Consider the following 12,392-nt stretch of genomic DNA (forward strand, 5'->3'; position numbering starts at 1 on the left):
TGTTATATAATTAATAGGAATAAAAATTGGAAGATATTTATAATAAATTTTGGGATGAAGGCTATATAATATTTGAGAATTTTTTTGACGATCAATTAATGGATGCCTATAACTCAAAAATCCTTAAGCACTTTGGTTTAAATCCTAAATGGGAACATAGCGAAGAGTTTATTTCAAAATCCTCAGCGGAGGTAATACCATGGTTTCCATATAGGGACGATAATGGTGGATTTGACGAAATTGATAAGGATGAAAAGTTTAATGACATTACAGATACGCTTCTTACAAAAGGCTGGGATAATCTATATTGCATGATGATGTTTTCGAAGGCGGGAAGCAAAGGGCAAGCATGGCACCAAGACTGTATACCGGATGACCCGTTGAAGTTTAATTTAAATCGCTTGGTTTATACTCACGATATTAACGATGAGACCGGAGGTGCTATTGTTATTATGCCCAAAGCGCACAAGGCAGGAATTCTTCCTGTTGGTAATCCGCATGAAGATTTGGAAGGACAGGTGTTGTATAAGCCTAAGAAAGGTACCGTTATCTTTCTTCACGGACATTGTTTTCATAGAGTATTACCTGCAAAGTCTATACGCATATCATCCAATTTTAGAGTTGTACCTAAGGGAACACCAGAGGATATAACCGATATTTGTGTATATAGAAATATGAAATACAAATTCTCTACTAGCGAAATAATTGAAGAGCGTTTTCATTAAGAATCTTAGATAAAGCTTATCCTGTAGCTAAATAGCCAAACCAATATTAATCTAAACAGAAAACGGAAAGGATTTGGTGTTCACCCCTCCATTATTGATTCCAGTAGCGTATATTCAAAAGCAAAACGGCATGTGCGAGGATGGATTGTTTCAAGAGGCAAACCAATATGAGTACAACAATTACAAAAAACACCCATACATTACCACGACATTTGTGGATTTAAGTGAGTAAAATCTATCGTTAGAACTAGCTTTCTTACGATTTTCGACGTATGCAATTTGTAGTGGTGATTTTTGTTGTTAATCCCTTAATTTATTTTATTTTAGGTGACCCAATTCTCGCCTGATAAGTTATTTAGCCTATTTACAACAACTTTTAAACAATACGAAACTATGAGAAACAAGCTTCTAAATGCATTGCTCTTATTATTTATTACTTCAATATTTGCTCAGAAAGCACAAGTAGAGGTTATTAAGGATTCCCAAGGAATGAAGTTGGTAGTCAATGGCAAGGATTTCATGATTAATGGTATGAACTGGGATTACATACCTATAGGTACAAATACTGTAAATGCGGACTTTTGGAATAAACCAGATGACATCATTAGGGCAGGGCTAGATACCGAAATGTCCTTACTAAGAAACATGAATGTGAATGTGATCCGCCAATATACAGGTGTACCTGCAAGATGGATAAAGTACATTTATGAGAATTATGGTATATATACCATGCTTAACCATTCTTTTGGGCGCTACGGCCTTACCTTAGATGGTGTTTGGACACCCGTAACTATATATGACGACCCAAAAACCAAAGAACATTTACTCAATGAAGTAAAGACTCTTGTCGAGGGTTACAAAAACACCCCTGGTCTGCTCCTTTATCTATTGGGAAATGAAAACAATTATGGTTTGTTCTGGGCGGGAGCTGAAACCGAAGACTTTCCTGATGATGAAGGAAGAATACAATTTATAGGAGAAAGCAGAGGTCGCCCTATGTATCGACTTATGAATGAGGCTGCTAAAATGATGAAGTCTATGGATGCTTCCCATCCTGTGGCTATTTGTAATGGAGATGTTCTGTTTATTGATATTGTTGCTGAGGAATGTAAAGATGTGGATATTTATGGAGTTAATTCATATCGAGGTCCTTCATTTACTGACATGTTCGATACGGTGAAGGAGAAACTGAATATGCCAATTATGTTCACAGAGTTTGGCGCCGATGCGTTTAATGCTATTGAGAATAAAGAAGATCAAAAATCACAGGCCTATTACATGGTAGAAAACTGGAGGGAAATCTATCTTCATGCCGCAGGTTTAGGCAAGACAGAAATTTCAATAGGAGGATTCACATTTCAATTTAGTGATGGCTGGTGGAAGTATGGTTTTGATAAAAGAGAAAATGCGGATATACACGACACGAATGCATCTTGGGCCAATGGAGGTTATCAAAGGGATTTTAGGGAAGGAGAGAACAATATGAATGAAGAGTGGTTTGGGATTACAGCTAAAGGACCAACTTCTCCAAGAGGTCTTTACGATTTGTTTCCTCGAGCTGCATATTATGCCCTAAAGGATGCCCATGAGCTAAACCCTTACGAGGAAGGTGTAGACGCTTCATTTGTTCAGAATTATTTTAATAATATTAATTTAATGGATGCTGTCCTAAAGGCAAGAGGAGACAAAGCGGCTTTTGAAGCCACTCAGGGCGGAAAAATTAAACTTAGTACGTTAAGAGCGGAATTTAGTACGTTTAATACTGGAGGGTCTTTAATTACTACGCCGGATAACCCAGATCCTGATGCAGAAGTATATCCTAATCAATTAGGTTTCGATCATATGCAGTCCTATTACGTGGGTATTGAAGGTAGGCCAACAACTAATATGCGTGCCGAAGTAAATTTCAACATACTTGGTAATGTGGCTCAGAATCCGATTAATGAGATTTTTTATGAAAATGTTGGTCGTCCAATAACTGTAATAAATAATCAAGGAGAAGAGGTTGTTATTACAGACAATAACCGAGTAAGAGTTTACAACGCCGAGTTCGAATGGGATGCCAAACATGCTGATGTTAGAGGGTTTTACAGAACAGGGCATTATCACTGGGGCTATGAAGGCGATTTCTTTGGCGTATATCCCGAAGCAAATTATGGCCCTAATTTAGATATTTATAATGGGGAAATTTTAGGCTTGGAAATTGACGGCAAAAGGGCTTATAAAGGTTTGAAAGCCGCATTTGGACCTCAGTTATGGTGGGGAGCCAATCCTACTTTCTTGGTGAAATATAGAACTCAATTAAAACACTGGGACATCACCGGTATATACCATAGGGATTTGAATACATCATTAACTTTTGATGAAAATGGCCGCCGTGTCTTGGATGCAAATCAGGTTGTTTCGGGCGTTATTCCACCATGGCCTACTGAGCGTGCAACTTTGGTCCTCGAGAAAGAATTTGGAAGTTTTGGATTGTCCTTGGGCGGTATTTGGGGGGGCAGACCTCTTAATGGTAGTACTTTTCAAGATGTAAGAGGAGAATCAGGAAACTATGTCGTTTATCAGGACATCATTAATTCGGATGATAATTGGGGCGGTAAAGCTAAGATAACTGTTCAAGCAGGAAAGTTTAATTGGTATGCTCAAGCCGCTTATATGGGCTTGGTTGCCAATGGTGGCGCTGATGCTACGAGAACCTTTACGGGCTGGAAACTCAAAGATTCGGGAAGTGGTAACCAAACCAACATACTTTCTGGGTTTACTTACTTAATGGGAAATTGGCAAATTGCACCTAATTTTCTTTGGCAAAAACCCTTGGTAGACCCAATGCCTAATGATGTTTCTGCTCCTGGTAGGTTAAGAAACTTTATTGACGATCCTTTTGCTGTCCGAGGAGGTAACAGAGAAACTACGGCAGGGGAATTACTTTTAACTTACGACCCAACACCAGGATCGTGGTTTTACGAATGGGATAACGACCGAGCAGAAGATGCTAAGTTTGCTTTTAACTTAGGTTTTGTTTATAGACATCATCCTACAGCCCAGGATGCTGCTATTGGGTTTTTGGCAAATCGTACATTTTTTGCTTTCCCTCAATCAGCTCCCGCACAGGATCTTTGGGAAATAAGCTCTAGGATCGTTTCCAAAGTGAGTCCTGACTTAGGGATTATAGGTAACCTATATGGCGGCACCGCTCAGGCCAACGGGGATAGCGATAGAACTATTGATAGATTTGGAGGTGACATAAAAATGATTTTTAAGAAATGGAAATTTGAGTATGGTTTCAAAGTAAATGACTGGGGTCCTTTTGATTATCACAGAGATTTTAACTTAACCTTTCCTGTTCAAAATATGATAGATATTTCAACCTCGATAGGAAAACCAGATTGGTTTATTCTTCCCGAGACGAAAATTGGAGTAAGAGGAACCTGGCGTTCTTTAAATGAGTTTTCTCCTAGATATGCACCAACGGCAGTTCCCCCAAACACCTTCCCTCCTGTTCCACCACTTAGCCCGGTTGGATTTGATAACGGAAGCGAATGGGAAATTAGAACATATGTACATATCAACATTGGTAAATAAAATATTATGAAAATGAAAAACATTAAATTAAAATTAGGATATAAGACCTGCCTTTTAGGGCTTCTTTCTGTTGCCTTGGTGAGTTGCGAAAGAGAGCTTTCAGATGAAGCTGTTTTCGCTAAATTCGCAAACGCTCCTGAAATCTTTTCAGATTCGCCAGTAGGACTGGGATCTGACTTTTATTTTCCCTTCGCTGGATCTAAGCCCACAGCCTGGACTGTAGATGAAAATGAAGGCTACAATAGTGATGCCTCCATGCGTTTTGATGTGCCTAATGCAAATGATCCAGAAGGGAATTATGCAGGAGCCATTTTTAGGATAGATGGGGCAGGAAGGGATTTAACGGGTTATAATGCGCTCACTTTTTGGGCCAAGGCATCCCAAGGAGTTGTTATAGGTGAGTTGGGTTTTGGACAAGATTTTTTGGGTAACAAATATCAGGTTAATGCATCAAGTGTAAGTTTGGGAACAAATTGGTCTAAGTATGTTATCCCTATTCCAGACCCTTCTAAATTGATTGAAGAAAGAGGCATGTTTTGGTATTCTGCGGGGACACAAGAGACAGGCGGAAATGGATATACGTTTTGGATAGACGAGCTTAAATTTGAAAACGAAGGCTCGGTTTCTCAACCAAGACCAATAATCTTTTCTGGAGAAGATAGCGTGTTGCAAACATTTTCGGGAAGTGAAATTAATCTTGCAGCGTCTGGATTACAGGCAAAATTTAATGTCGCCGATGGAAGAGATGTAACAGTTAACACGGCACCTGCATATTTTAATTTTATATCATCTAATACCGACGTTGCAATTGTAGACGAGAAAGGAGTTACAACTATTATTGGAGAAGGTGTTGCTGAAGTAACGGCATCATTAGCTGGAATAAAAGCAGTGGGATCTATAACAATAACCTCTAGTGGGGCTTTGGCACTTGCTCCTGTACCAACACGACCAGCGGCCGATGTAAAGTCTATTTTTAGCGATGCATATACACCTGCTACTATTAGTAATTTTAACCCTGGTTTCGGCGGTTCAACTACACAAACAACCGAATTAGGTGCAACAGGTCAAAAGGTACTCTTATATTCAAATAATAATTTTACGGGTATTATTTTCGATAGCACAATAGACGCATCAACTTTAACACATATGCATGTCGATATTTATGCTGAGAATCCAGGAACCAATGTTAACATCCAAATTAGAGATGTTGGAGCAAATGGTGAGATAGAAACAAATATCTTCACTGGTTTTCCTGATGGAGATGACAAGGATAAAAGATATAATGCTACTGGTTTAACTGTTGGGGCCTGGACATCTATAGATATTCCTTTAGACGGGGACCTCGCTGCTCAAAAGAACAATTTGGGAGCGATTATTTTAGCTGGAGGCCCGGATTTCATTTTAGATAATATTTACTTCTATTAAGAATAAGTGAGATAATTAAAATTCAAAATATGAATAAAACAATGAAACATACAAGAAACACAAAACCCTTTCTGTTCATTTCCCTTCTATTGATAGCGGTTTTAGTTATCTATAGTTGTGATACGGATGAAACACAAACAGTAGCAACTTTTAATAAACTTGTTTGGGCAGATGAGTTTGATACAGATGGTACTCCAAACCCTGATATTTGGGGTTACGATACAGGAACTGGTTTTAACGGCTGGGGAAATAGTGAGCTACAGTTTTATACAAGTCGTCCACAAAATATAACCGTACAGAATGGTGTGTTGCTTATTACGGCCCAGAAAGAGAATTTTCAAAATTCTACTTACACGTCTGCAAGACTTTCTACAAAGGGAAAATTTGAACAACAGTATGGGCGTTTCGAAGCGCGTATAAGGCTACCTGCAGGTTCGGGGTTATGGCCAGCATTTTGGTTACTGGGAGCTGATTGTGAAAATGTTGGAGAGCAGCTTGATTCCAATTGGCCATTATGTGGAGAAATTGACATTATGGAATACAGAAGACAAGAACCCACAGAAATTAGCGGCACAATACATGGGCCAGGGTATTCAGGTTTAACCACGCCTCAAGGTCAAATTACAAAAAGTTATGATATAGGAGAGCGTTTGGATGCAGGATTTCACATATTTGGTATTGAGTGGGGTCAAGACTATATAAATTTCTATGTTGACGATGTATTATACAACCAAATAACACCCGCTGATCTCGTAGTAACGCCTGAAAATGAAACTGGCGAGTTAGGCGAATGGGTATTCAATAAACCATATTACATTATTCTAAATTTAGCAGTCGGAGGAAATTTCCCTGGAGCTCCAGACACTGATGAGATATTCCCACAAACCATGCTTGTCGATTACGTAAGAGTATACAAACAGTAACAACTAAAAAAAATAACAATGAAACAATTATTAAGAAAATTTAAACAAATTTCAATACTTATTTTGGCCATTGCCTTTATAGGTTGCGAAGACGATGATGCGACTTTACCAACCGTTACTGCAGGCTTTACTTATACGTTAAGTGATGAGGGTGTGGCTACATTTATTAACATATCAGAGAATGCTAATAAGTATACCTGGAATTTTGGTGATCAAAACGGTACCACCTCAAGTTTAATTAATCCTGTATTCGCTTACGGTATTGGATCTTATACGGTAAAATTAACTGCAATTAATGTTGCCGGAGCATCAGATACGTTTGAGTCAATAATAATGGTATTAGATAAAGAAGCACCGCTAATTGCTTTAATAGGAGACGCAACAATAAATGTGACATTAGGAGATACGTTTACAGATCCTGGTGCTACAGCACTTGATGAAGTTGATGGGGATATTACGGCTAATATCGTTGTTGGAGGCGATACAGTAGACACTAGTACAGAGGGGACTTATGTAATAACGTATAATGTTTCCGATTCACAGGGTAATGCAGCAGATGAAGTTCAGAGAACCGTTATCGTTTCTGCTATTGCGTGTGAAGCAGAAACCGAAGAGTCCTATAATACTGCGGACCTTAATATTACGTTTTTAACCGATCCTGAAGTTGCCGGTGGCGGGGTTAGTATATTCGAGGATAATGTAACCTACGAATATGTAGACAACCCAGATATAGACAATGATGTAAATAAATCATGTAAAGTTGGTAAAATTACTAAATCTGGCGTGCAACCATGGGATAACCTGCAAATAGATTTCGCTGATAAATTTACATTTACAGACGGTTCAAGTATTACCATGAAAGTATACTCTCCAGTTTCTGGTTATAATGTTACCCTGAAACTTGAAGATAAAGGTTCGGCCGGAGCTATAAATTCTGGAGATGTCTTATCCACTACTCAGACTACCAAGACGAATGAATGGGAAGAGTTAACCATTCCGTTTAATGCTAGCAGCAGTGGAAAATATGATAAAATGGTAATTTTCTTCGATTTACAAGGTGTTGCAAATACGAATGCGTACTACATAGATGACATCAAGCTTAACCTCGGCGGTGGCGGCGGTGGCGGCGGCTGTACCGCCGAGACCATGCAGTCTTTAAGTCCTTCGGATTTTAATTTAACTTTTATGAACGACCCTGGCACAACGGCTACTCAAGGGGGCGAGTCAAATAAATTCTTCGAAGATAATGTAACGTATGAGTACGTTGACAACCCGGATTTTAGTGGGTCGGTAAATACGTCCTGTAAGGTTGGAAAAGTAACCAAATCTAACGTTCAGCCTTGGGATAATTTGCAAATTGATTTCGACGAAAAGTTCACATTTGCAGACGGCGATAATTTCACTATAAAGGTCTTCTCGCCTGTATCAGGTTACAAAGTAACTCTGAAACTTGAGGATAAAACCACTAGTGGAGCTACAAATTCTGGAGATAGAGCGTCTACTGCAGCTACAACAAAAACAAATGAGTGGGAAGAGTTAACCATTCCTTTTGGTGCAGGAGATAGCGGTATATACGACAGGCTTGTAATATTCTTCGATTTGGCAACAGCAAGTACAAATACATATTATTTCGATGACTTGAAACTGAACCGTGGCTCCGGCGGCGGCGGCGGTGGCGGCGGTGGCGGTGGCGGCACCTGTCCAGCACCACCAGCTGGAGATTTTATATCAGATGGAGATTTTGAAGCTAATGCTGATTGTTGGGGTCTTTTTGACAATGGAGGGACTACAACCATTTCTACAAGCATAAGCAACGGAGGAGGTACTAATTCTGGTCAAATAACAACTGCACAAGGAGCAAACCCAGGGTTAAAACAGGAGAGATTTGGAGTAGGTACAATACAGCCAAACACCACTTATGTAGTAACTTTTGATATTCAAGCAAGTTCGGCATTAGTAGATGGCGCAGTGTTCCAGGCGTTTACATTTTCTGAACCAGCTGATGGTTCTAATGATCCTGCAACGCAACATGTGTTAGTGGCTGGTGATGCAAGTGTTACAGCAAATTGGGCAACAAGAACTTATGAGTTTACGACTGCTGGTAATGTAGACGGAGGGGTTTCTCTATTATTCGAGTTAGTTTGTGGAGGAGCTGCAACTTGTGGAGGAACTATAAATATTGATAACGTTTCTGTAGTTGCAAAATAAATTGTAAAACGTAGTAGAGGCTAGCTAAATTTTGCTAGCTAGCCTTTTTTATATAAACGATAAGAATTTAAAACTAAAAACACAGTTTTTCAAGACAAACCATAATTTTCTAACCAAATGAAAGAGGTAAAGGGAGAATTAGTAAATCTTAATGGAGAACAATTCTATAAGATTTCCAATTGCGATAAAATGCGACCATTTTTTATGAGTATTGTGAGCGACTCCAATCACTGGATGTTTATTTCAAGTAATGGTGGTTTAACTGCAGGTAGAAAGAATTCAGAATCTTCTTTGTTTCCATATTACACAGATGACAAAATCACCGAAATGGCGGAGATTACAGGTAGTAAGTCCATATTCCAAATAAAGGATAATGACGGAATAAAAATTTGGGAACCATTTTCTATTCGTCAAATGGGTGTTTACAAAACAAAAAGGAATCTTTATAAAAATATCTATGGCAACAAAATTGTTTTTGAAGAAATCAATTTAGATTTAGGGTTAACATTTAAATATGAATGGAATTCAAGCAATGATTTTGGTTTTGTAAAAAAATCTACTTTAAGCAACCATTCTGGAAACACTCTTGAGATTGACGTTTTGGATGGATTACAAAATATTTTACCAGCTAATGTAACATCTGACTTACAGAACAGCAGAAGTAATTTGGTTGATGCCTATAAGAGAAATGAATTGCGCGAAGAGACAGGGATAGGGATATATGCGCTTAGTGCAGTTATAGTAGATAAAGCAGAACCCAGTGAATCATTAAAAGCTAATATCGCTTGGTCCAATGGTTTAGAAAATCCAACTTATTTATTGTCTTCGCTGCAACTGGACCGCTTTAGAAGAGGGGAATCGGTAGAACAGGAAGTTGATATTAAGGCTGAAAAAGGGGCTTATTTTATATCTTCAATGATTGAACTTCAAACAGAGTCAGAGGAAAGTTGGTTGTTGGCGGCCAATGTCAATCAGTCAATTTCAGATGTGATTGGTGTTGCAGAGCTATTGAAGTCAGACGATTTACTGAAAATTGTTCAGGATGACATTGATTTGGGAACCAAAAATCTTGTTAAACTTGTTGCCGCCTCAGATGGACTACAATTAACAAAGGATCCTCTAATCAATATGCGCCATTTTTCCAATACACTTTTCAATATCATGCGTGGTGGTATTTTTGACGATGGCTATAATATTGAAAGGGAAGATTTTATAAAATATCTGCAAAAGGCAAATAAGGATGTTTTTAATGGCAGAAAGAGCGCGTTAAATTCATTAACCGGAATTATTTCTTTAAAGCATATTCAAAAGCTTGCTGAAGAAGATGAGAATAAGGATTTTCAGCGCTTATGCTTGGAATATTTACCTCTTAAATTCAGCAGAAGACACGGAGACCCGAGTAGGCCTTGGAACAGGTTCTCTATAAACACGAGAAACGAAATTGATGGATCAAAAATTTTGGACTACGAGGGTAATTGGCGCGATATTTTTCAAAATTGGGAGGCTTTAGCCATCTCCTACCCCGAATTTATAGAAGGCATGATCCATAAGTTTTTAAATGCGACGACTTTTGAAGGGTACAATCCTTATCGCATAACCAAAGATGGATTTGACTGGGAAGTAATTGAAGAACATGATCCTTGGTCCTATATTGGCTATTGGGGTGATCATCAAATCATTTATTTGCTGAAGTTTTTAGAATTTATAGAAGAATACTACCCAGGAGCTCTAGAAAAACGATTTAATCAAGACATTTTTGTTTACGCTAATGTACCTTATATAATTAAGAGTTACGAAGCAACCATAAGAAACCCAAAAGACACGATTGATTTTGACCATTCCTTGGATCGAAAGATAAACGAAAGGCGAAATGAATTGGGAGCTGATGGCGCAATACTAAGAGATAAAAACAATAGTATCTATCATGTAAATCTTATAGAGAAACTATTGGCGACTGTTCTTTCAAAGATTTCCAATTTTATACCGGAGGGAGGAATTTGGCTCAATACGCAGCGACCGGAATGGAATGATGCCAACAATGCCTTGGTTGGTAATGGCGTTTCAATGGTCACTCTTTACTATCTATACAGGTTCTTAAGTTTTTTTGAAAAAGTAGTTGCGAAATCGAATGTAGGGAAGGTTCTCATTTCTGATGAATTAAAAACCTTTTATGATAGTGTGGTCAACACTTTAAATAATAATGCCCATATTTTAGAGGGAACGATTTCCGATAAAGACAGAAAGACCGTTTTAGACGGTTTGGGTAATGCTGGAAGTAATTATCGAGGTCTAATTTATGAGAAAGGATTTTCAAGTAATAAATCGGAGTTAAGTCTCGAAAATATTGATCAATTTATAAAAGTAACAAAATCCTTCTTAGAACAAAGCATTAATGCCAACAAGCGCAATGATAATATGTATCACGCTTATAATTTGATGACTGTAGAGAATGATGATGAGGTATCTATTTCATACTTGCCTGAGATGCTGGAAGGTCAAGTGGCTGCTCTAAGTGCAGGATACCTATCCCCTACTCAAGCCTTGGATTTGTTGGATGGTTTAAAACAGAGCTCTCTTTTTAGGGAAGACCAATACAGTTATATTTTATATCCGGATAAAGAACTGCCAAAATTTGATGAGAAGAATAATATTCCTAAGAATAAAGTTGAAGAATCAAGTCTTCTTCAAAGACTAATAGAAGATGGCAATAGGCAGATTATCTTAAAGGACATAAAAGGCAATTACCATTTCAATGCGAATTTCAATAACGCCAATAGCCTAAAAGATGCGATTGACAGCCTTGATAGTAAGTACAAATCTTTAATCGAATCCGAAAAACAACTTGTGCTCCAAATATTTGAAGATATTTTCGATCATAAATCCTTTACTGGACGTTCAGGGACATTTTTTGGTTATGAAGGCTTAGGCTCAATTTATTGGCATATGGTTTCAAAGTTATTATTGGCGGTACAAGAAAATTGTTGGAGAGCAATTCATAGCAATGAAAGTGAGGTTGTAACTGGGAAATTACTAGAACATTATTATGAGATTAATGCGGGAATAGGTGTTCACAAATCTCCTGAGCTTTATGGTGCTTTCCCGACAGACCCATATTCTCATACTCCGGCGACTAAAGGTGCGCAACAACCAGGAATGACTGGGCAAGTTAAAGAAGATATTTTAAGTCGTTTTGGAGAATTAGGTGTTTTTGTTGAAGGTGGAGAGCTTAAATTCAATCCAAGACTGCTACAGTCAAGTGAGTTTTTAAACGATTCTGCAATTTTTGATTTCACGAATGTTAATAACGACAATCAATCAATTTCATTAAGCAGTAACTCACTAGGTTTTACGTATTGCCAAGTGCCAGTCATTTATAAGAAATCTTCTAAAACGGGCATAAAAATATGTTATAACAATGGGGACAAGAAACACATAGATAGTTTGAGACTCGATTCAAATACCTCTAAATTAATCTTTGAAAGAAAAGGAGAAATTAATCAAATCGAAGTTCTTATAAACAGCTAGA

6 protein-coding genes are annotated in these 12,392 nt (G+C 38.0%); all 6 read left to right on the forward strand.

Features of this window, described 5'->3' with window-relative positions; genetic code table 11:
* Positions 1-26: 26 nt before the first annotated feature.
* The 6 genes from MR054_RS11845 to MR054_RS11870 all read left to right on the forward strand — a co-directional run bounded on the left by MR054_RS11845 (position 27) and on the right by MR054_RS11870 (position 12,391).
* The gene (locus tag MR054_RS11845) at positions 27-725 is read left to right on the forward strand and encodes a phytanoyl-CoA dioxygenase family protein (protein ID WP_242158036.1); all 699 of its coding nucleotides are present in this window, start codon (positions 27-29) and stop codon (positions 723-725) included.
* A 393-nt stretch (positions 726-1,118) separates the two neighbouring features.
* Positions 1,119-4,310 carry a glycoside hydrolase family 2 TIM barrel-domain containing protein gene (locus tag MR054_RS11850; RefSeq protein WP_242158037.1) on the forward strand — a complete coding sequence of 1,064 codons (3,192 nt, stop codon included), beginning with the start codon at positions 1,119-1,121 and terminating at the stop codon, positions 4,308-4,310.
* Between the two features lie 12 nt (positions 4,311-4,322).
* Positions 4,323-5,735 (forward strand): glycosyl hydrolase family 16, encoded by a 1,413-nt coding sequence (locus MR054_RS11855; protein ID WP_242158038.1) that lies wholly within the window; start codon positions 4,323-4,325, stop codon positions 5,733-5,735.
* Between the two features lie 29 nt (positions 5,736-5,764).
* The gene (locus MR054_RS11860) at positions 5,765-6,658 is read left to right on the forward strand and encodes a glycoside hydrolase family 16 protein (RefSeq protein ID WP_242158039.1); all 894 of its coding nucleotides are present in this window, start codon (positions 5,765-5,767) and stop codon (positions 6,656-6,658) included.
* Positions 6,659-6,676: 18 nt separating this feature from the next.
* On the forward strand, positions 6,677-8,866 hold the full coding sequence (locus MR054_RS11865; RefSeq protein ID WP_242158040.1) for an immunoglobulin-like domain-containing protein: 2,190 nt from the start codon (positions 6,677-6,679) through the stop codon (positions 8,864-8,866).
* A gap of 117 nt (positions 8,867-8,983) precedes the next feature.
* Positions 8,984-12,391: a hypothetical protein gene (locus tag MR054_RS11870; RefSeq protein WP_242158041.1), complete on the forward strand. Its 3,408-nt coding sequence runs from the start codon at positions 8,984-8,986 to the stop codon at positions 12,389-12,391.
* The last annotated feature ends 1 nt before the right edge of the window (position 12,392 follow it).

Origin of the sequence: Aestuariivivens sediminis (genome assembly GCF_022662105.1) — a bacterium.
In the GTDB taxonomy this organism is placed as follows: Bacteria; Bacteroidota; Bacteroidia; order Flavobacteriales; family Flavobacteriaceae; genus Aestuariivivens; species Aestuariivivens sediminis.

What these genes read in the sequence shown, in the direction of transcription:
- MR054_RS11850 (WP_242158037.1), top strand. Translation starts at nt 1,119, where the DNA reads ATGAGAAACAAGCTTCTAAATGCATTGCTCTTATTATTTATTACTTCA.
- MR054_RS11855 (WP_242158038.1), top strand. Translation starts at nt 4,323, where the DNA reads ATGAAAAACATTAAATTAAAATTAGGATATAAGACCTGCCTTTTAGGG.
- MR054_RS11860 (WP_242158039.1), top strand. Translation starts at nt 5,765, where the DNA reads ATGAATAAAACAATGAAACATACAAGAAACACAAAACCCTTTCTGTTC.
- MR054_RS11865 (WP_242158040.1), top strand. Translation starts at nt 6,677, where the DNA reads ATGAAACAATTATTAAGAAAATTTAAACAAATTTCAATACTTATTTTG.
- MR054_RS11870 (WP_242158041.1), top strand. Translation starts at nt 8,984, where the DNA reads ATGAAAGAGGTAAAGGGAGAATTAGTAAATCTTAATGGAGAACAATTC.